The organism is Shewanella salipaludis, assembly GCF_012911865.1.
In the GTDB taxonomy this organism is placed as follows: domain Bacteria; phylum Pseudomonadota; class Gammaproteobacteria; order Enterobacterales; family Shewanellaceae; genus Shewanella; species Shewanella salipaludis.
The window spans coordinates 217,358-238,814 of record NZ_JAAXYH010000001.1 but is presented as its reverse complement, the minus strand read 5'-3'; the positions used below and the strand labels follow the sequence as shown (position 1 = coordinate 238,814).

Annotated in this window: 17 protein-coding genes; 10 read left to right on the top strand and 7 right to left on the bottom strand. The window is 57.9% G+C overall.

Annotated elements, in window-relative coordinates; all coding sequences use genetic code 11:
• Positions 1–420: 420 nt before the first annotated feature.
• The gene (gene yoaA / locus HC757_RS01000; protein WP_169562394.1) at positions 421–2,346 is read right to left on the bottom strand and encodes a DNA repair helicase YoaA; all 1,926 of its coding nucleotides are present in this window, start codon (positions 2,344–2,346) and stop codon (positions 421–423) included.
• A gap of 515 nt (positions 2,347–2,861) precedes the next feature.
• Between yoaA and hisG the strand changes: the two genes are divergently transcribed.
• Genes hisG through hisIE form a run of 8 tightly spaced genes read left to right on the top strand, consistent with a single transcriptional unit; the run spans position 2,862 to position 10,288 of the window.
• Positions 2,862–3,761, top strand: coding sequence for an ATP phosphoribosyltransferase (gene hisG / locus HC757_RS00995; RefSeq protein ID WP_169562393.1), 900 nt, complete (start codon positions 2,862–2,864; stop codon positions 3,759–3,761).
• Between the two features lie 2 nt (positions 3,762–3,763).
• Positions 3,764–5,083 (top strand): histidinol dehydrogenase, encoded by a 1,320-nt coding sequence (gene hisD / locus HC757_RS00990; RefSeq protein WP_169562392.1) that lies wholly within the window; start codon positions 3,764–3,766, stop codon positions 5,081–5,083.
• A gap of 46 nt (positions 5,084–5,129) precedes the next feature.
• Positions 5,130–6,209 carry a histidinol-phosphate transaminase gene (gene hisC, locus HC757_RS00985; protein WP_244622993.1) on the top strand — a complete coding sequence of 360 codons (1,080 nt, stop codon included), beginning with the start codon at positions 5,130–5,132 and terminating at the stop codon, positions 6,207–6,209.
• A gap of 58 nt (positions 6,210–6,267) precedes the next feature.
• On the top strand, positions 6,268–7,347 hold the full coding sequence (gene hisB / locus HC757_RS00980) for a bifunctional histidinol-phosphatase/imidazoleglycerol-phosphate dehydratase HisB (RefSeq protein WP_169562390.1): 1,080 nt from the start codon (positions 6,268–6,270) through the stop codon (positions 7,345–7,347).
• Positions 7,348–7,355: 8 nt separating this feature from the next.
• Complete coding sequence (hisH, locus tag HC757_RS00975; protein ID WP_169562389.1) at positions 7,356–8,063, top strand: imidazole glycerol phosphate synthase subunit HisH; 708 nt, start codon at positions 7,356–7,358, stop codon at positions 8,061–8,063.
• Positions 8,060–8,797, top strand: coding sequence for a 1-(5-phosphoribosyl)-5-[(5-phosphoribosylamino)methylideneamino]imidazole-4-carboxamide isomerase (hisA, locus tag HC757_RS00970; protein WP_169562388.1), 738 nt, complete (start codon positions 8,060–8,062; stop codon positions 8,795–8,797). Before hisH ends, hisA begins: the two co-directional genes overlap by 4 nt.
• Positions 8,779–9,564 carry an imidazole glycerol phosphate synthase subunit HisF gene (gene hisF / locus HC757_RS00965; protein ID WP_169562387.1) on the top strand — a complete coding sequence of 262 codons (786 nt, stop codon included), beginning with the start codon at positions 8,779–8,781 and terminating at the stop codon, positions 9,562–9,564. Before hisA ends, hisF begins: the two co-directional genes overlap by 19 nt.
• Before the next feature lie 40 nt (positions 9,565–9,604).
• Complete coding sequence (hisIE, locus tag HC757_RS00960) at positions 9,605–10,288, top strand: bifunctional phosphoribosyl-AMP cyclohydrolase/phosphoribosyl-ATP diphosphatase HisIE (protein ID WP_169562386.1); 684 nt, start codon at positions 9,605–9,607, stop codon at positions 10,286–10,288.
• A 45-nt stretch (positions 10,289–10,333) separates the two neighbouring features.
• Here the strand turns inward: hisIE and HC757_RS00955 are convergent, their stop codons facing one another.
• The 5 genes from HC757_RS00955 to pheS all read right to left on the bottom strand — a co-directional run bounded on the left by HC757_RS00955 (position 10,334) and on the right by pheS (position 16,231).
• The gene (locus HC757_RS00955; protein ID WP_169562385.1) at positions 10,334–11,263 is read right to left on the bottom strand and encodes a mechanosensitive ion channel family protein; all 930 of its coding nucleotides are present in this window, start codon (positions 11,261–11,263) and stop codon (positions 10,334–10,336) included.
• 249 nt (positions 11,264–11,512) lie between these two features.
• Positions 11,513–12,451, bottom strand: a complete 939-nt coding sequence (lpxM, locus tag HC757_RS00950) for a lauroyl-Kdo(2)-lipid IV(A) myristoyltransferase (protein WP_169562384.1) — start codon at positions 12,449–12,451, stop codon at positions 11,513–11,515.
• Positions 12,452–12,548: 97 nt separating this feature from the next.
• Positions 12,549–12,845, bottom strand: coding sequence for an integration host factor subunit alpha (gene ihfA, locus HC757_RS00945; RefSeq protein ID WP_169562383.1), 297 nt, complete (start codon positions 12,843–12,845; stop codon positions 12,549–12,551).
• 3 nt (positions 12,846–12,848) lie between these two features.
• Positions 12,849–15,236 carry a phenylalanine--tRNA ligase subunit beta gene (gene pheT / locus HC757_RS00940; RefSeq protein ID WP_169562382.1) on the bottom strand — a complete coding sequence of 796 codons (2,388 nt, stop codon included), beginning with the start codon at positions 15,234–15,236 and terminating at the stop codon, positions 12,849–12,851.
• Between the two features lie 14 nt (positions 15,237–15,250).
• The gene (pheS, locus tag HC757_RS00935) at positions 15,251–16,231 is read right to left on the bottom strand and encodes a phenylalanine--tRNA ligase subunit alpha (RefSeq protein ID WP_169562381.1); all 981 of its coding nucleotides are present in this window, start codon (positions 16,229–16,231) and stop codon (positions 15,251–15,253) included.
• Between the two features lie 505 nt (positions 16,232–16,736).
• On the opposite strand from pheS, the gene HC757_RS00930 reads away from it, so the two are divergent.
• Positions 16,737–18,245: a methyl-accepting chemotaxis protein gene (locus tag HC757_RS00930; RefSeq protein WP_169562380.1), complete on the top strand. Its 1,509-nt coding sequence runs from the start codon at positions 16,737–16,739 to the stop codon at positions 18,243–18,245.
• A 141-nt stretch (positions 18,246–18,386) separates the two neighbouring features.
• Positions 18,387–21,056 (top strand): PDC sensor domain-containing protein, encoded by a 2,670-nt coding sequence (locus tag HC757_RS00925; RefSeq protein WP_169562379.1) that lies wholly within the window; start codon positions 18,387–18,389, stop codon positions 21,054–21,056.
• Between the two features lie 12 nt (positions 21,057–21,068).
• On the opposite strand, the gene HC757_RS00920 is transcribed toward HC757_RS00925, so the two are convergent.
• Positions 21,069–21,440: a SpoIIAA family protein gene (locus HC757_RS00920; RefSeq protein WP_169562378.1), complete on the bottom strand. Its 372-nt coding sequence runs from the start codon at positions 21,438–21,440 to the stop codon at positions 21,069–21,071.
• Positions 21,441–21,457: the final 17 nt, after the last annotated feature.

The following is a 21,457-nucleotide window of genomic DNA, read 5'->3' as shown; positions in this document are numbered from 1 at the left end:
TCACTTCACCAAACCAACACTTTAAAAACAATGAATTGCACCTGATGCCTGGACTGAGTTCAGCTTCGGCCACGCCGGCACTGCGGCTCTTGCCTGCATGCCAGAGTACAAAAACCGACGCACTTACGACAGTCAAACATCAGGCACTCACCATAACTCAAGGTCATGACTGGCGACCAATGCCGTCAACAAAGCCGGCAACAATGAAAGCGCAAATCACGCTGTGCATGGAAGAAGATAGGAGGAATGAAACCAAATGGCTCTATGCTGCTATCTTCCTGACAGCCGGGGCGCTTCCATGCCAATATAATCACTGTTATTAACGGTTTATCCTAAAGGAAATTCGCCACTCTAGCAAGCATCGACTCGGGCAGCGGCCCCTGCAATTGCGGAGGGCCGCTCTGGCTAATGGAGCTGTGGCTAAGGGATCCGGCGCAGAAAGGTCAGCGCCTTGTCCAGATCCCGGGTGCGGGCCATGGGCGGCAGCGAGTTGAGAAAGGCCTGTCCATAGGGGCGGTTGACTATGCGGTTATCACAGAGGATCAGCACGCCTCTGTCCTTCTCGTCGCGGATCAACCGGCCGACCCCTTGCTTCAGGGAGATGATCGCCTGGGGGAGCGAGATCTCGGTGAAGGGATCGCCGCCATGGCGCGCCACGCTGTCGGCGCGGGCACGGTAGAGAGTGTCGTCCGGCGACACGAAGGGCAGCTTGTCTATGATGACGCAGCTGAGCAGCCGGCCCCGAACGTCCACCCCCTCCCAGAAACTGGCGGTGCCCAGCAGCACGGCATTGCCCAATTGCCGAAACTTGGTCAGCAGGCTCTGTTTGCCCGCCTGCCCTTGCACCAGCAAGGGATATTGGGTGCGGCTGCGCAGCGCCAACGCAACCTGCTCCAGCATCCTATGGCTGGTGAACAGTATGAAGGTGCGGCCCTGGGCGGCATCTATCGCCTGCAGACACACCTCCACCAGCTGTTTGAGTGCCTGTTGCTGGTTGCTGACGCTGCCCAGTTGTCTGGGCACGCAAAACAGTGCCTGGCGTGGGTAATCGAAGGGGCTGTCGAGAATGGCCTGCCGCGCCTTGTCTATGCCCATTTGCTTGGCGAAATGCGCCAGACTGCGGTCGACCTGCAGGGTCGCAGAGGTGAATACCCAGCTGGTATCAGGGTTGAACAGCTCGGCGCATTCCCTGGCAATCTCTATGGGTGAAATTCGCAGCACCACAAATCTGTTGCCAAGCTCTATGCCGTAGGCCGCCTGCGGATTGTCACAATGGAAAAACTGCGCCAGTTTGGCGTTGAACTCGGCCAATTTTACCGCGATATCATCCAGCTCCTCGCTGCGCCCCAGGTGGGCCGTGAGCAGTTTGGCCAGCGCCTGCAATTCATCCAAGAGCCCCCAGGACAAGGCGGCCAGAGCCTTATCGCCCAGCAACTGGCGCCAGTCGTTGGCGTCCCTGGCATAAAGGGCGTTATGCCAGTCTGCGAGCCTGGCGAGGCAGCGCTGGCTGAACTGGGCCAGCTGGCCCGTATCCCCCAGCTCGCTGCGGTACAGGGCCAACACTTGCTGCAACAGCGAGTCCAACACCCGGCTCGAACATTGCTGGCCGAAGTAGTTGACGCAGATATCCGGCAGCAGGTGGGCCTCATCGAAGATCACCACATCGGGATCGGGCAGCAACTCGGCGAAGCCCGTGTCCTTGAGCAGACTGTCGGCGAAAAACAGATGATGATTGACCACTATCACCCTGGCATCCATGGCCCTGGCGCGAGCCTTGCGGGTGAAACATTCGTCATAGAAATCACAACGTTTGCCTATACAGCTTTCCTTGGTGCTGACCAGCAGCGGCAAGGCGGGCGAGTTTTCCGCCACGCTGGTCAAGCCGCCTATGTCACCGTCCTTGCTGGTGCCGGCCCACTGGTTGACCTTGAGCAGATCGTCCAGCAGCCGCGCCTCAGTATGACTGGCTTCCCGCATCTGCTTATCCAGCCTCAGCTGGCACAGATAGTTGCTGCGCCCCTTGAGCAGTGCCAGCCTGGGCTTGAGCCCCAACATCTGAGTCAGTGCCGGCAAGTCTTTGTAAAATAACTGCTCCTGCAGGTTTTTACTGCCTGTGCTTATGATGATCTGCTTGCCGCTGAGCAGCGCAGGGATAAGATAAGCGAAGGTCTTGCCGACACCCGTGCCGGCTTCGAGGACCAGACTCGACCTGGCTGCTATGGCCTCACTGACAGCCGCAGCCATCGCCGTTTGGCTGTCCCGTGGGCTGAAACCTGTTACATGCCTGGCGAGTGCACCATCTGCGGCAAACACGCGGGCAACTTCGGTGGCTAGTCGGCTGGTCAAAATGCACTCGTCTGGTTAAGGCTCATCTGTTGCCCGGCATTATGCGGATTTCAGCCGAGACTACAAGCATCCGGCCTGGAAGCCTGTCTCGGTATGCCGTGCAACTTGGGTTATATCTAATGTCTTTATCGCATGCTGAATTTACTTCAACAAGCAAATTGTGGGTTGCAAAGCGGAGAAAAAGCGCATAGTTTAAAAACACAGCAAGGGCAAACAAGATAGATGAGCGACTGCCCGCCAACGAATTAGCATTAACCAACCAGGGCAAGGCCCACAGGAAATCGAGAACATATGAGCCAGATACTGAACGCTATCCATCATCACCACCACAAGCGGTAGCCTTCGGATGCTCACTGCCGGAGGACTGTTTCCTCCCGGTGGTTTGATTCAGCACAGTCAACAACCCCTGGAAGGAATTCCGGGGGTTTTTGCTTTCAGGGTTTAACAAGTTGTTTTTTTACCGATCTTGACAATTATTAAGCTAACCACTTTGAATCAAACTACAGGAACTTATCATGATTGAATCGAACCGCCTGCGTATCGCCATCCAAAAGTCCGGCCGCTTGTCGAAAGAATCTCAACAACTGCTCAAGAGCTGTGGGGTGAAATTTACCGTCAACGAACAACGCCTCATCGCCCACGCCGACAACATGCCGATAGACTTGCTCAGGGTGCGTGACGATGACATTCCCGGGCTGGTGATGGACGGCGTGGTCGATCTGGGGATCATAGGCGAGAACGTGCTCGAGGAAGAGCAGATAGAGCGTCAGACAATGAGCAAGCCCGCCGAATGTCTCAAACTGCGGCAGCTGGATTTCGGCTCCTGCCGTTTGTCACTGGCGGTGCCGACCGAGTTCTCCTACAAGAATGCCTCGTCCCTCGAAGGCCTGAGGATTGCCACCTCCTACCCCAACCTGCTGCGCCGCTACATGGAGCAACAAGGCATAGGCTACCGTGACTGCATGCTCAAGGGCTCGGTGGAAGTCGCGCCGCGGGCGGGCCTTGCCGACGGCATCTGCGATCTTGTGTCTACCGGTGCGACGCTGGAAGCCAACGGCCTGTACGAGACAGACGTCATCTACCGCTCCATGGCCTGCATCATACAATCGACCCAGACCCAAACGTCGGTCAAACAGGCCTTGATAGACAAGATACTGTCGCGGATCAACGGGGTGATCCGTGCCCGCGAGAGCAAGTACATCATGTTGCACGCCCCCAACGCGACCCTGGAGCAGATAGTCGCCCTGCTGCCCGGCGCCGAGCGCCCGACCGTGTTGCCATTGAGCCACGACAGCAACAGGGTCGCAGTACATGCCGTCAGCACCGAAGATCTGTTCTGGGACACCATGGAGCAGCTGACGGCGCTGGGAGCCAGCTCGATTCTGGTGATGCCCATAGAAAAGATGATGGGGTAAGCATGGACATTTTGACTTGGTCTACCCTATCAGACGACGAGCAACGCAGGGTGCTGCAACGCTCGCCGCTGGTTGCAGATGACAGCCTGGAACAGAGCGTACGCCAGATAATAGACGCGGTCGCTAGCCGGGGCGATGCCGCCCTCATGGAATTCAATCTGCGCTTCGACGGCGTTAGCACAGAGAGCCTGAGGCTGACCCAGGCCGAGATAGCTGCCGCCGGCACCCGGGTATCGCCCGAGCTCAAGCAGGCCATAGCCACGGCAACGGCCAACATAGAGGCGTTTCACGGCGCCCAGCAATTTCGCCCCGTGGACTTGGAGACCCAGAGCGGCGTGCGCTGTGAGCTGCGCAGTGAAGCGATAGCCAAGGTCGGCCTCTATATTCCCGGTGGCAGCGCGCCACTGATCTCCACAGTGATGATGCTGGCCCTGCCGGCGAAAATCGCCGGCTGCGAGCGACGTGTGTTGGTCAGCCCGCCCCCCATAGACGATGCCATAGTCTATGCCGCCAACGCCTGCGGCATCACGGAAATCTATCGAGTGGGCGGGGCCCAGGCCATCGCCGCCCTGGCGCTGGGAACCGAGACGATTCCCGCGGTCGACAAGATCTTCGGCCCGGGCAACAGGTATGTCACCGAGGCCAAGCGTTTGCTATCCCAGGACAGGCGCTGCACCCTCAGCATAGACATGCCGGCCGGGCCATCCGAAGTGCTGGTCATCGCCGACGGCGACGCCGATTGCGAGTTTATCGCCGCCGATCTCCTGTCCCAGGCCGAGCATGGTCCCGACTCTCAGGTGATATTGGTCACCGACTCGAGCGCCATCGCCGACGGCGTCAATGGGGCACTGACCCGGCAACTGGCACAGCTGTCACGCAGGGAGGTCGCCGCCCAGGCCCTCGCCAGCAGTCGCACCCTGCTGGTACAGGACATGCGCCAGGCGGCCCAGGTATCCAACCTCTATGGCCCGGAGCACTTGATCATCCAGACCCGCGCCCCCCGTGAGCTGCTAACCGACATACGCGCCGCCGGCTCAGTGTTTCTCGGTGGCTACACCCCAGAGTCCGTCGGCGACTATGCCAGTGGCACCAACCATGTGCTGCCGACCTATGGTTACAGCCGCGCCGTCTCCAGTCTGTCGCTGGCCGACTTCAGCCGCCGCTTCACAGTGCAGGAATTGACGGCCACCGGCCTGAATGCCATAGGCCAAACCGTGATGACATTGGCCCTCAGCGAAGGACTGGATGCCCATGCCAATGCCGTGAAACTGCGACTGGCGAGCCTGGCGGCAGTAAACCCGGCGCAGGCGGAGAATGACTGAAATGAATCGACAACTGACAACAGAGACGACACGAGTGGCAGCGCAAATGACAGATCCGGTAACAGACATAAACATTGAGGCCAAACGCCTGGCCGAGCGGTTGGCCCGGCCCGAGCTGCTGACCCTCTCCCCCTATCAGAGTGCGCGCCGCCTGGGTGGCCGAGGCGATATCTGGATCAATGCCAACGAATCGCCGTTCAATAACGCCGGGCTCGACAGGCTCAACCGTTATCCCGAGTGCCAGCCGCCCGAGCTGCTCCAGGCCTACAGCCGCTACAGCGGCGTCAAGCCGGGGCAAATAGTCGCCGGCCGCGGCGCCGATGAGGCTATCGAGCTGCTGGTCCGTACCTTCTGCGTTCCCGGCGCCGACAGCATCGCCTGTTTCGGTCCGACCTACGGCATGTATGCCATCAGCGCCAAGACCTTCAACGTGGCCGTCAAGGCATTGGCCCTGACAGATGCATACGACCTGCCCGAGGATTTCGCCACCCAGGTGAGCGGGGCCAAATTGGTGTTCGTCTGCAATCCCAACAACCCCACGGGCACAGTCATAGACAAGGCGCGCATAGAGGACATCATCCGGGCCTTGCCCAGTGCCTTGGTGGTGGTCGACGAGGCCTATATCGAGTTCTGTCCCGAGTACAGCGTGGCAGATCTGCTCGACAGCTACCCCAACCTGGTGGTGCTGCGCACCCTGTCCAAAGCCTTCGCCCTCGCAGGGGCCCGCTGTGGTTTCATGCTGGCCAACGAGGCGATAGTCGAACTTGTGATGCGGGTGATCGCCCCTTATCCGGTGCCACTGCCGGTCGCCGAACTGGCGATCGCAACCCTGAGCCAGGCCGGCATAGCCCGCATGGGTCAACAGGTGGCGGAGCTCAAACGCCAGGGCGCGCGACTGACGGCGGCACTCGAGGCCTATGGCGCCAAGGTGCTCCCCGCCAACGGCAATTACGTGTTGGCGCAATTCGCCAGCCTTGCCGAGCTAACCGCCATAGGCGCCAAGCTGCAAGGCGCGGGGGTGGTGGCCCGCAGCTATCAGGACCCGCGCCTGGCCCAGGCGATCCGTTTCAGCTTCAGCGATGCAGATGACACAGATGTACTGGTCACACTCTTGGGCGACCGCTGACCCAGGGTCAGACAACACCCTATAGGCACTGAATTTACTCTTTAGAAAGGTAGGCGTCATGCAACAGAACAAACCCCAAAAGCTCCTCTTCATCGACCGCGATGGCACCCTGATAGAAGAGCCTGTGACAGACAAACAGGTCGACAGCCTGGCCAAGCTGGTGTTCGAACCCCAGGTGATCCCGGCCCTGCTCAGGCTGCAACAGGCGGGTTATCGCCTGGTGATGATCAGCAACCAGGACGGCCTGGGCACCCCCTCCTTCCCCCAGGAAGACTTCGATGCCCCGCAGAAGATGATGATGCAAATACTCCAGAGCCAGGGAGTGAACTTCGACCAGGTGCTGATCTGTCCGCACTTCGACGATGAAAACTGCAGCTGCCGTAAGCCTAAGCTCGGCCTGGTGCAGGAGTTCCTCACCCAGGGCAAGGTGGATTTCACCCAATCGGCCGTGATAGGCGACAGGGAAACGGACATAGAGCTGGGCCGCGCCATGGGCGTGCGCAGCCTGCAATACGACAGAAATAAACAGGGCTGGAACGCCATCGCCGAGACGCTGCTGAGCCGCGGCCGCAGCGCGACCGTGGTGCGCACCACCAGGGAGACAGACATCAGGGTCAGTGTCGATCTGGACTCGACGGTCAAGGGCAAGATAGACACAGGCATAGGCTTCTTCGATCACATGCTGGATCAGATCTGTACCCATGGTAATTTCCGGATGGATGTCCAGGTGGATGGCGATCTGGAAATCGACGATCATCACAGTGTCGAAGACACTGGCCTGGCCATAGGCGACGCCCTGAGGCAGGCCCTTGGCGACAAGCGCGGCATAGCCAGGTTCGGTTTCAGCCTGCCCATGGATGAAGCCAGGGGCGAGTGCCTGCTGGATCTGTCCGGCCGGCCTTTCATCAAGTTCGATGCCAGCTTCGAGCGAGAAAAAGTCGGCGAGATGGCCACCGAGATGGTGCCGCACTTCTTCCGCTCCTTCGCCGATGGCCTGCGCTGCACCTTGCACCTGGCGACGGATGGCGATAACGATCACCACAAGGTCGAAGCCCTGTTCAAGGTGCTGGGCCGGGCCTTGCGCCAGGCGGTCAAGGTCGAAGGCGATGTCTTGCCATCGAGCAAGGGCGTGCTCTAGGAGGCCGTATGCAAGATCCAAGATCAAGTGCCAAGGCCATGGCGGCCAAAGGTGAAACCGGCGGCACGGTAATCATAGACACTGGCTGTGCCAACCTCAGCTCGGTGCGCTTCGCCTTCGAGCGCCTGGGAGCCGCAGTGACAGTCACAGACGAGCCGGGGCTCATCAAGGCCGCCACCCGGGTGGTGCTGCCCGGGGTCGGCAGCGCCGGCGCCGCCATGGCGGCACTCGAGGCCAAGGGGCTGGTCGAACTCATTCAGGGGCTGACCCAACCTGTGCTCGGGGTATGTTTGGGGATGCAGCTGCTCAGCCTGCTGTCCAAGGAACGCGGTGGCCGCAGTGAAGACTGCCGCTGCCTGGGGCTGATCCCCACCCGGATAGAGCCCCTCGCCGACAAGGGATTGCCGCTGCCGCACATGGGCTGGAACCAGATAGTGCCGACGGCGCACCCCCTGTTCGCCGGCATAGCGCCCGGCAGCTATGTGTATTTCGTCCACAGCTACCGCGCCCCCATCAGCGCATTTACCCTGGCCAGCTCGGAATATGGCGAAACCTTCAGCGCCGCCATAGGCAAAGACAACTTCATGGGCGTGCAGTTTCACCCTGAGAAGAGCGCCGCCGTCGGCGCCCAAATTCTGGCTAACTTTCTAACCATGGGCGCCGAATCATCTACCTCGGCCCAAGCAGACCAAGCGGCTAAGGAAGCCAAGTCATGATAATACCGGCAATAGATCTGATCGATGGTCAGGTGGTACGCCTCTACCAGGGGGATTACGACAAACAGACCAGCTTCGATGTCGGCCCGCTGGCTCAACTGCAATCCTATCAGGCCCAGGGCGCTGCCTGGCTGCACCTGGTGGATTTAACCGGCGCCAGGGATCCCGCCAAACGGCAAATCGACTTGATTGCCACCTTGGTCGCGGGGCTCGAGGCCAAGCTCCAGGTCGGCGGCGGCATACGCACGGAGGCACAGGTGGCCGAACTGCTGGCCAGTGGCGTCCGGCGGGTGGTAATAGGCTCGCTGGCGGTCAAAGAACCCGAGTTGGTCAAGCGCTGGTTCGAGAAATACGGCAGCGAGGCCATCTGTCTGGCGCTCGATGTCAACATAGACGAGCGTGGCGAGAAGCAGGTCGCCGTCTCTGGCTGGCAGAGCGGCGGCGGCAAGCGCCTGGAAGACATAGTCGCCCAGTTCAGCAGCGTCGGCCTCAAACACGCCTTGGTGACCGACATCAGCCGCGATGGCACCCTGAGCGGCGCCAACACGGCACTCTACCGCGAGTTGGCCCAGGCTTACCCGGATATTCACTGGCAGGCGTCCGGCGGCATTGCCAGCCTGGATGACGTGGCCGCGGTGCGCGACAGCGGCGCCGCCGGCATCATCATAGGCAAGGCGCTGCTCATCAATCAATTCAGTGTCACGGAGGCAATCCAATGTTGGCCAAACGCATAGTCCCTTGCCTGGATGTGAAAGACGGCAAGGTGGTCAAGGGGGTGCAGTTTCGCAACCACGAAATCGTCGGCGACATAGTGCCCCTCGCCGCCCGCTACGCCCGGGAAGGTGCCGACGAGTTGGTATTTTACGATATCACCGCCAGCGCCCACGAGCGGGTGGTCGACAAGTCCTGGGTCAGCCGGGTAGCCGAGCAGCTGGATATCCCCTTCTGCGTCGCCGGCGGCATCAAGACTATCGCCCAGGCCCGTGAGTTGCTGGCCTTCGGCGCCGACAAGATCTCCATCAATTCTCCGGCGCTGACGGATCCCACGTTGATCTCCCGCCTGCAGGATGAGTTTGGCCGCCAATGCATAGTGATAGGCATAGACTCCTTCTACGATCAGGCAAGCGACAGTTACAAGGTGAAGCAGTTTACCGGCGATGAAGCGGCCACCAGGGACACCCAATGGTATACCCAGGATTGGGTCGAGGAAGTGCAGCGCCGTGGTTGTGGCGAAATAGTGCTCAACGTGATGAACCAGGATGGCGTCCGCGGCGGCTATGACATTCAGCAACTGAGCCTGGTGCGCGCCATCTGCGATGTGCCGCTCATCGCCTCCGGCGGCGCCGGCACCATGGCACACTTCAGGGACGTCTTTCTCCAGGCCGGGGTGGATGCGGCGCTGGCGGCCAGCGTATTCCACAAAGGGATCATAGATATAGGTGAATTGAAGGCCTACCTCAAGGGTCAAGGAGTCGCCATCAGACACTCGCGACCCGAGTGATCTGCAGCGGCAATGTTAACGAACAGATAGAGACATTATTATGCAACAACTCAATACACCCAAGGGCGCGGCGACGCAGCCGCAACCCGGGTCACAGGCAGATATAGGGACAGAGTCACTGGCAAGCGGACTCGATTGGGACAAGCAGGATGGCCTGATCCCTGCGGTAGTGCAGCATCACCTCACGGGCAAGGTGTTGATGCTGGGCTACATGGACAAGGCGGCGCTGGCCAAGACGCTGGAAACCGGCCGGGTGACCTTCTTCAGCCGTTCCAAGCAGCGGCTATGGACCAAGGGCGAAACCTCGGGCAATACCCTGGAGCTGGTCGCCATAGACAAGGATTGCGACAACGACAGCCTGTTGGTACAGGTGCTGCCCAACGGGCCGACCTGCCACAAGGGCACAGAGAGCTGCTGGGTCGATGGCAAGGCGCATGCCTTCCTCGACAATCTGGCGCGGCTTATCGCCTCGCGCAAGGGCCAGAGCGGCGACACCAGCTACACCGCTTCGCTGTTTGCCAGCGGCACCAAGCGGATCGCCCAGAAGGTCGGCGAGGAAGGGCTGGAAACCGCGCTGGCGGCGGCGACCCACGACAGGGAAGAATTGGTGGATGAAGCCTCGGACTTGCTGTTTCACCTGTTGGTACTGCTCGAAGATCAACAGCTGGGCCTGGCTGACATCAGCGCCAGGTTGATGCAGCGGCATCAGGCTCGTCAGGGCTGAGACCAGGCCCGGGGAGCCGGCTGGGTTCCCCGGGCGAGGTTCCACTCATCCCCGATCTTCGGGCTTCCCTTCCTGTGGCTCCTCCCGCCGTGCCGCGCGTTTGACTTCCCCTTTCACCTCCCGCTTCAGAGTCAGGGCGCCGTCAAGGTGCAGATCCCGTTGCGGGAAGGCGATGCTGATATGATGCTGCTGCAACAAGTCACATAACCTGAAGCGCAGTTCGCTGCGCAGGCGCCTGATATCCGTCTCAGAATGGGCCAACAGCCAGAAGACGATCTCGAAGATCAGCGCATTGTCGCCGAAGTCATCGAAGTACACATACGATCTGTGCTTCAGCACTATGTCCTCACGCTCATCCATGACCTGGCGCAACAGGGATGCCACCAGCACCACGTCCGAGCCATAGGCCACCCCCACCCGCACCGAGGTGCGCACATTGTTGTCTATCAGGGTCCAGTTGGTGACGGTATTTTCCAGCAGCTGACTGTTGGGCACCAACAGATGCACGCCGTCGTTACGGCGGATCAGGGTCGAGCGGGTGTTGATGCTCTCCACCATGCCACGGGCGGTGCCGACCTCGAGAAAATCCCCGATGCGAATGGGCCGCTCCCACATCAAGATCCAGCCGCTGATGAAGTTGTTGATGATGTTCTGGGCACCGAAACCCACGCCTATGGCGATGGCCCCCGAGACAAAGGCGAAGGCCGTCAACGGAATATTCAGCAACTCCAGGCTGGTGACTATCACCAGCGCCAGGGCGACGACCAGATAGACGCGGGAAAACAGATGCACAGCGTCGGCACTCACATGGCGCGCCACCAGGGCTTTTTTGATCAACTTGCCGAGTCGGGTGATGATGAACCAGGCCAAGAGTAAATACAGGGGCACCTGCAGCAACTGCATCACAGTGATGGGTCGCTGATCATAGCTGAAAATAACGTAGGCCAACCATTCACGTACCGTATCCAGGCTCATGCCATTCTCCCTTCATCGAGGCATTTGCTGAGTATAGTCAGGCGCGCGCGCCTCGTTAAACTGAGTCAAAAAGCCGGGCGTTAACGATAAGCCGCAGGACATAAGGAATAAGGGATAAGGGATAAAGATAGAAAAGGGTAGGAGCTTAGAGCTTGGCAGCCGGGACGGGACAGCAGGCTCCAGGCGTGGCCCTTGCCAGGGGAGCAAAAAAAGACAGGCCTGGGCCTGTCTCTTCATCGACGATAGCCGTCAATCGTAGATCTGGGCCTCGCCCGGGGGACGGGTCTTGAGCACCTTGAGGAACCACATGTACTGCTCAGGGTAAGCCAGGATCACCTGCTCGACCGCACGATTCAGGGTCAGGGCCTCGTTATCCTTGCCCTTCATGGTCTCAGGGGCTATCGCCGGCATCACAGTCAGCTCGAAGCGGCGCGCCGCTTGATCATAGCCTATCTTCACCGGCATCACCTGGGCATTGCCGGCCTGAGCCAGGCGCCCCACCACGGGCAAGGTCGCCTTGACCGTGCCCAGGAAGGGACTGAACACGCTCTGCTCCGGCCCCAGATCTTCGTCGGGCAGGTAGAAGAAGCTGTTATGTTGCTTCAGCTCACTCAACAGGGCGCGGATCCCCGCCTCGCGCATATACACATTGCCGCCCAGGCTGCTGCGCAGGCGATTGCTGAACCAGTTGAACAGCCCATTCCTATGGGCCTTGGCCATGGTCACCATGGGCAATTCGAGATTCAGTCGCAGGCCCGCATAATCTATGCCCCACACATGGGGCATGATGAAGATCACCGGCTGGCCGGCCGCCTTGGCCCGTTCGACATGCTCGAAGCCCATCAGCTTGACCCGGCGGCGTATATGGGCCGGCGAACGCAACAACAATTCGGCCTGGGCCAGGAGTATGATGACAAAGTTATCGACGTTGTCTTTAACCAGGGCCTCGATCTCGGCCTCGCTCTTGTCGGGAAAACAGGCGCGCAAATTGGCGCGGGCGACGGCCAGTGGCTTGGTGGCGAGCTTCATCACCAACCTGGCCAATAACCTGGCGAGGGGATCCCTCAGGCCTGCGGGCATGGCACCGAACGCCAACAGCAAGAGAATGGCCAGCCAAGTGAACCAATATCTGGGATGCAGCAGGGAAAGTGTAAAACGACGATCGAAATATTTGGCTTGTCTCGACAATGGATAACCTCTGATACTGGAACAACCAACTGAAAATAATACGACAGAAACAGCAAAGCCACTCAGCGAGTGGCTTTGCTGTTATACGCAAGCGAAACTATTTGCCCGTGTTGGATGCTTCTACACGGGTCTTCAGCTTCTGGCCGGGACGAAAAGTCACGACCCGACGGGCTGAAATAGGTATGTCTTCACCTGTTTTTGGGTTCCTTCCCGGTCTTTGATTCTTATCCCTAAGGTCAAAATTGCCAAAGCCAGATAGCTTGACCTGCTCACCGTTCTCGAGTGCGCCTCGAATTTCTTCGAAGAACGACTCTACCATCTCTTTTGCAACGCGCTTATTAATACCAAGCGTTTCAAAAAGATGCTCTGCCATTTCGGCCTTGGTAAGTGCCATACTCTATTCCCTCAACGATGCGTTGAACTCGACCTTCAGGGCGGAAACGACTGAATCAACGGTTTCAGCTATCTCTTTTTCCTCAAGGGTACGAGTAGTGTCTTGTAACGTAAGTGCTATCGCCAGGCTCTTCTTGCCGGGTTCAACACCTTTACCTAAGTATACATCGAACAAGTTTAAGCCAACCAACTGATTTTCGCCAACTTTTCTTATCAAATTCATCACATCGCTTGCTGCCACACTCTCGTCTACCACCAAGGCTATGTCACGGCGGTTTGCCGGGAACTTAGACACAGCTTGGGCTAGCGGCAATTTCGCATGTAATAAAGCATCCAATTCCAGTTCGAAAACGATTGTCTTACCATTGAGACCAAACGGCTTCTCCAGGCTGGGATGAACCGCACCTATGTAACCTATGACGCGATCATTCCTTAATATTTCAGCACATTGCCCAGGATGAAGCGCCGTATGGCTCGCCTCTTTAAAGCTAAATTCTGATGTGGAAACTGTCAAGCCGATAATGGCTTCTAAATCGCCTTTAAGATCGAAGAAATCAACGGTTTTCGACTCCATAGACCAATGTTCGTCCTGCTGCAGGCCGGTGATCACCGCGCCCAGCATGGCTTGCTGCCTGACACCGGATTCGGCATTCAGATCAGGAACAAAGCGTAAACCTGTCTCAAATAATCTCACCCGGCCCTGCTGACGCGCCTGGTTATAGCCGACGGCGGTCAATAAACCGGTGAACATGGACAGGCGCATGACAGACATTTCGCTCGATATCGGGTGCGGCAACACCATGGTGTCTTGCCCCGGGTGCACCAGAGACTGCAACTTGGGATCGACGAAACTGTAAGTCACGGCTTCCTGGAAACCCCTGCCCACCAAGAGGTCACGTACCCGCTTGAGGCTCAGCTCAGACTCTTTGTGGACGGGCATGCTGAGCGCCGCCACCGGGGCCACGTTGGGAATGTTGTTGTAACCATAGATACGGGCAACTTCTTCGATCAAGTCTTCTTCGATCGCCATATCGAAACGGTAAGTGGCGGTAGTGACCAGCCAGCTGTCGGCGGCGACTTCGACGCCAAAACCCAGGCGCTGCAAAATCTCGGTCACATCGCTGTCCGGAATGCTATGGCCCAGGATCCTGTCCAGCTTGCTGCGGCGCAAGCGGATCTCCACCTGCTTTGGCAGGTGTTCATCTGACTTGGCTTCGACCACAGGACCGGCTTCGCCGCCACAGATGTCCAGTACCAGACGGGTCGCCCTGTCCATGACCTTATGCTGCATCTGAGGATCGACACCGCGCTCGAATCTATGGGATGAGTCGGTATGCAGCCCCAGACGACGGGATTTGCCCATGATGGCCAGCGGCGCGAAGAAGGCACACTCGAGCAGTATGTCCCGGGTGGTGTCGCTGACACCTGACGCTTCTCCCCCGAAGACACCGGCCAATGCCAGCGGCTTGACGCTGTCGGCGATCACCAAGGTGTCGGCCGGCACTGTGACTTCGGTGCCATCGAGCAGCGTCAGCTTCTCTGCACCATTGCCCAGACGCACCTGGATATCCCCCTCGAGCTTTGCCAAGTCGAAGGCATGCATCGGCTGACCGAATTCCAGTAACACGAAGTTGGTGATGTCGACTATGGGATCTATGGAGCGAATACCGCTGCGGCGCAGCTTTTCCTGCATCCACAGCGGGGTCGCTGCCTTGACGTCTATGTTCTTCACCACCCGACCCAAGTAGCGCGGGCAAGCCTGAGGCTCGAGCAGGTTAATCTTGACCTGGGCGTCGCTGCCGGCAACCGCCGCTTCCCAGCTCGGCTCGATGACGGCCTGACGGTTCAGCACGCCCACTTCACGGGCGAGGCCGGCCAGACCCAGGCAATCGGCGCGGTTGGCTGTCAGGTCCACGTCGATGACGGCGTCGTCGAGTTGCAGGAACTCACGTATATCCATGCCGAGGGGCGCATCCTGCGGCAATTCGATGATGCCGTCACTCTCTATGTCTATGCCCAGCTCACCGTAGGAGCAGAGCATGCCCATGGAAGGCTGACCGCGCAGCTTGGCTTTCTTGATCTTGAAATCGCCTGGCAATACGGCACCGACCATGGCGACGGCCACTCTCAGGCCCTGACGACAGTTGGCGGCACCACAGACGATGTCGATAAGCTCATCGGCACCGACGTTGACCTTGGTGACCCTCAGCTTGTCGGCATCCGGGTGTTGGCCGCATTCGACCACTTCGCCGACGACGACACCGCTGAACTCGGCGGCAACGGGGTCGATACCGTCCACTTCCAGACCGGCCATGGTAATTTGATGGGATAAGGCCTCACGGCTAATGGCAGGGTTGACCCACTCACGCAGCCAGGATTCACTGAATTTCATTGGATACTGCTCCGTTATTTAAATTGCTTGAGGAAACGTAAATCGTTTTCGAAGAAGGCACGCAGGTCGTTAACGCCGTAACGCAACATGGTCAAACGCTCGACCCCCATACCAAAAGCAAAACCGGAGTATTTCTCGGGATCTATCCCTACGCTGCGCAGCACATTCGGATGTACCATGCCGCAACCCAGGACTTCCAGCCAGCCATTCTTGCCTTTCACGTCCACTTCGGCCGAAGGCTCAGTGAAGGGGAAATAAGAAGGACGGAAGCGCACTTCCAGATCTTCTTCGAAGAAGTTACGCAGGAAGTCATGCAATATGCCTTTGAGCTCGGCGAAATTCACATGCTCGTCCACGAACAGGCCTTCGACCTGGTGGAACATGGGTGTATGGGTCTGATCGTAATCGTTACGGTAGACGCGACCGGGAGAGATGATCCTCAAAGGTGGCTTCTCCGTTTCCATGGTGCGGATCTGCACGCCCGAGGTCTGGGTACGCAGCATCAGCTTGGGATTGAAGTAGAAGGTATCGTGATCCGCCCGCGCTGGGTGATGTTCGGAAATATTCAAGGCATCGAAGTTATGAAAATCATCTTCGATCTCCGGGCCATATTTGACACTGAAGCCCAGCTCACCGAAAAAGGTTTCTATGCGTTCTATGGTACGGGTAACTGGATGCAAGCCACCTAGGTCCATGGTGCGACCCGGAAGTGTCACATCAATTTTCTCGGCGACAAGTTTGGCTTCCAGCTCGGCGCGCTTGAGGCCGTCGATCTTTAGGCCCAATTTTTGCTGAACGGCTTGCTTGGCGTCATTGACGGCTTGACCAAACGCGGGCTTCTCTTCGGCACTCAGAGTCCCCATCATTTTCATCATGTCGGTGATCTTACCCTTCTTACCCAGGTAATCAACACGGATATCATCCAATGTCTTCAGATCACTGGCCTGGTCAATAGTGACTAAGGCTTGTTCTACGATCTCAGTTAACTGCTGCATCTTATCTTCCACTGCTTACTAGCACTCATAGGAGGCTGAATTGGCGCCTCAGGATCAGGCTATTGGCTGCTGTTGGTGTAACACTGCGCTTGGTTTTCCACCCGGCTTTTTCACCCGGCTATGCCTGGCTCTGACCTTAGCGCCGTTTTGGTTCCTAGCGAGAACAAAAGAGTAGAATTTTACGCGAGACAAGGGGCTTTTACTAGGCTTTATTCGCCCTTTTCATGATGTTAATGCATCTGTCGGCGCACTTAGCCGGCTGAATTTCAACCCAGGCTAAAGCCCCTCGCCGGCGGCCTTCCCGGGCGGATGGCTGCCAATGACGTCTTGCTATCTGCGGCCAAACTGACGCACACTCTAACGCTGATGGAAAATCCCCCAACAACAGGCGCTCCATGGCGATTTTCTGAACAAACAAACCCGAATACCCTGAAATAGCCTCAAGTCGGCGGCATATTACCCGATATAGAGAAGTCGTTTCAGAGTCCATAATATCGAGGCGTTAATGAAAGAAGTTAAATTTCGTTGGATAGATCAATTTCTCATCCACATGACCCTAAAAACCAAATTTGCCATTCTGGCACTGGTGCCCATCATCATCATCCTTGGACTCAGCTGGTTACTCAACAGCCAGTATAACCAATCCATGCGCGACGCCCTGCTCAAGCAAGAGCAGAGCCAAATTCAAGCGGCCAATAATCTCTTGGGTCAGGCCTACGCCGCCCTGCCCGCGGAACAGGCCGGCGATTTCTTAAGACAGCTCGGCGATGGGCTCAGCGTCAGCCGAGTCAATGACGCCGCCCCTGCCCTTGCACGGCTCGCCGCCGACGGCGGTGGCATGCTCCAAAACGGCGACAACTTTACCCTGGTCAGTGGCATCAACGGGCAACAACTCGTCAGCAGCCGCAGTGTCACCCGCCAGGCCCTCGACGCCATGACGGCGCATGACAATGGCCTGGTCTATGGCGCCATTGCGGCCTCGCTCATCATCCTCTGCCTGTTCAGCTATTACATTTCCACCTTCGTCGGCGGCGCCCTGTACACGACTGTGATGGCGTTGAAACGGGCCGCCTCGGGCGATCTCACCGGCCGGCTCAACTTCTTCGAAGTCAAGGATGAATTCAGCATCCTGGCCATCAGCATAGATGCCCTGGTCGAACGCCAGCACCAGCTGGTCAAACAGGTGTCACAAGCCACGGCACAGATCCGCAGCGTCGTCGCCGCCTTCCGGGATACGGCGCAGCAGGGGCAATCGCTGGCGATGAATCAACGTCAGCATCTGGACTCGCTGGCCACAGCGATGGAAGAGATGACGGCGGCGGTGAAAGAAGTCGCCCGCAACGCCGAACACTCCTCGACCGAGACCCAGGAAGCCAATGTCCAGGTCGATGCCGGTGCCAAAGGCATAGCCACCACAGTGCAGGCCATAGGCCAGCTGTCCAATGAAATCGCCGATGCCTCCGATGCCGTCAATGTGCTCAACGACAACGCCAGCCAGATAGACGAGGTCGTCTCGACCATCAACGCCATTTCCCAACAGACCAACCTGTTGGCGCTCAATGCCGCCATCGAGGCCGCCAGGGCCGGCGAGCAGGGCCGCGGCTTTGCCGTGGTTGCCGATGAAGTCAGGACCCTGGCCGGACGCACTCAGGCGGCGACAGTGGAGATCAAGTCCATGATCGAATCCCTGCAAGCCGGCACCCGTAACCTGACCCAGGTGATGTTGCGTACCGTGGGCCAGGCCGATGAAGGCAAGAAAAATGTATTGCAGACGGGCCAAGATCTGGAAAACATCGCCCTGCATAGCGGCAAGGTGTTCGAGATGAGTGTGCTGATAGCCACCTCGGCCGAAGAGCAGTCGGCGGTCGCCAACGAGATAGCCACCAATCTGATGGAGATCCGCAACCAATCCCACGATGTCGAGCAGTCCGCCAACCAGTCGGTTTCAGGGTGCGACGAGCTACATGCCACCGCCGAACAATTGGATCAGTTGTTGGTCGGTCTCAAACTCTAACTTCCCCGACCAAACCCCACAGAGCCAAGAGGTGCGCGCGCCTCTTGGCTTTTCTTTTGCGCAATTTCCACTTAAGTTAATACCAAGTAACAATAAAAAGGTTAAACTCAGCAGAGTTCCCCGCAACGATAAGGGATGGCGATGGTGCAAGGAATCACGACAGGGGCGAGATCCCAGTTGGCCCACTGGCGTAACAGTCTGACCTTCAAATTCAGCGTTATTCAATTCGTTATCGCCACCATACTCATCACCTGCACCGTCTGGGTGATGGTCATCATCCAACGCTCGCAACTCCTGGATCAACAGACGGCGCTCAATCAGAGCAATGGCCAGTTGGTGGTCGCCAGGCTGATGGAGATGACAGCCAAGGTCGAGACCAAGGTGGTGGCCATCGCCGATCTCGGCGCCCTGTATCGCCACGATCATGAACAGCTGCTCCATACCCTGCCGGCTATCATGGAGCAGAGCCATCCACAAAGCATCATAGCAGGGGGCGGCATCTGGCCCGAGCCAGGTGCCTTCGAACAAAAAAAATACCGCGACAGCCTATTCTGGGGCCGGGACAGCCGAGGCAAACTGCTCAGGGTCGATGATTACAACAGTGACAGCCGCATGAGTTATCACTCGGAGGATTGGTATCAACCGACCCGCTTCCTGCCCGCGGGCAAGACACTCTGGTCCAAGTCCTATCGCGATCCCTTCACTCACCAAACCATGGTGACCGTCTCGACGCCGCTCTGGGTCGAGCATCATTTCATCGGCGCGGCCACTGTGGACGTGAGCCTGACGCAATTCTCCGCCATGTTGCGCAATTTGATGCTGGACCTGAGCGGCTATGTGATAGCTCTGGATCCCCAGGACAGGATCTTGGCCTATCCGGATGAAGACAAGATCAGCGAGTCCGATCCCAATGGAGACAGGCGTTTCATCACCTTCGCGCAGCTGAGCGCCAGGCAAACTGAATATGAGGCGGTGCAGCAGGCGGTAATAAGCGCCAATCAGGCCTTCATGCGCAGCGCCGCCAAGGTGAGCAGCTCAGCGCCTCAAGGGGAACAACTGAGCCCACAGCTGGATCCAAGCCAGAGGGCCATGCTCGGCGCCATAGTCAACACCAGGGTCAACAACGAACTTCAGGCGCCTAGACTGTTACAGTCGGTCGAATTGAAACACGATCCCCTGCTGGGTGAACCCGCATTGGTGTCTCTGTTTCTGATGCCCAACACCTATTGGAAGGTCATCATAGTCACCCCCATCTCGTCTCTGGCCAACAAGGCGAATCTTATCGCCGCCAAGGTGGGGGCCTACCTCATCGCCATGCAGCTGCTGGCGCTGGTATTGCTGTTCCTGTTACAGCAGAGGTTATTTGTGACCCCCATGAGCCGCATGGCCGACGCACTGCAGCAGAATAATCCCGCCCTGCTGGAGTTGGATGCCTCCAGTCGCCAGGATGAGGTCGGCATGCTCGCCAGGGCTTTCATCGCCCGTACCCGGCAGCTGGAAGTGACCATGTCGAGCCTGGATGCCAACAACCTGGCATTGGAGCAGCAGCTGCAGAGCCAGAAGGAAGCACAGCAGGAGCTGAAACAATACAAGGACCAACTCAATGCCCTGCTGAAATCATCCAATAATTTGATTTATATAAAAGACTTGAATGGCCGCTATATCCTGGCCAACGACAAGTTCTGCGAAACCTTGGGCATAGAGAAGCGCCACATACTGGGGGCCACGGACAATGACCTCTTCCCGCTCGCCTTGGCACAAATTTACCGCAAGAATGATAACAGGGTACTGGAGAGCAACGACGCCATCAGCTTCGAGGAGGCATTCCCCTCGCCCCATGGGGATCTCAGTTATCTGGTCACCAAGTTCAGCATACTGGATGATAACGACAAGGCGGTCGCCGTGGGTGCCATCGCCTTCAATATTGCAACCAAGAAACAGCTGGAACAACAACAGGCCCAGGCATATCAACAACTGCTGGGTGAAAAACAACAACAGCAAAATCAACTTCAGCAGTTATCCCATAAATACCAGACCCTGGCCGCGCAGCATAGGGAGCTGGGTGCCAGCCTGGAGAGACAAATTCAGCTGAATAAGAGTGGCCACCTGAGCCATAGGTTGCTGCAGGGCCTGGTGGAGAGCCTGGTTGCCGGCATGATGCAGGAGCAGGATAGCCTGCTGGCGAAGATCTGCCGCCTCGACCCCGGGTCCCCCCAAACCCAGGAGCCACTCATGGCGCTCATGAGCCAGCATACCGACAGGATACGCCATCTGCACCAATTGGTGGCCGCCCAGCATAGCGACGTTAAACCCGTACACCTGGCGCAGTTCGTCCAACATCTGCTGAGCCTGCTGCAGCCGCAGCTGCACAAGCAAGGGGTCGAAGTCGAGCTCGAGTGTGATAACAAATTGGTGGTCGAAGGCGATGCCTGGAGCTACTTGCACCTCTTGTATCCCTTGCTGATCAACACCCTGGCACATGCCTTCAGTGAGCACATAGAACACAAACGCATCAGACTGACGCTTTACACCGAGCATCGGCAGCTGCATATCGACTGTGAAGACAATGGTATCGGGCTCACTTTCCAGCAGTTGGCACAACTCAAGGAATGGATACGCCAGGACAAGTGTCATGGCACCCTGAGCTGTCTGTCGCTGTGGCTGCGCACCGAACTCAAAGGCAGCCTCAACATTCAGTCGAGCATCAACAAGGGCACTAAAATCAGCTGTTGCCTGCCCTTGCCCAACAGCGACGAGAGCGACGAGAGCGAGAACCCAACTGAGACCCCAACTGAGAGCAAGGCAAATTAAGCCGTGAAGGGACTAGGAAGGTGTTTGCTCGAACCAGAGTTTGGCATCATTCAGCTCGGCAAGGCCGAAGACCCGTACCGAACAGGGGATCATGCTGGCCAGGGTCTTGGCCATGGTGCGCATCAGAGGATCGTCGGCCACTATGGCGATGCGGGAAAAGTCATTCAGATGAAACAACCCAAGCACGGCATCATCCCACAGGGCGCCAACAGAAATACCTTCAAATTGTGCTGAAAATTCATACCATAGGCGGATGCTGGCATGATCCCTGAGCTTGGCTTCTATGGCGGGCAGCAAGACTTCCTCATAGTCTTGCGCGCTAATCACACCCGAGGCCTTCACGGCGACTGTGTCGTGCTCGAAACCGGCCTTAAGCTCAAGCATGGTCACTCCTTCACGGC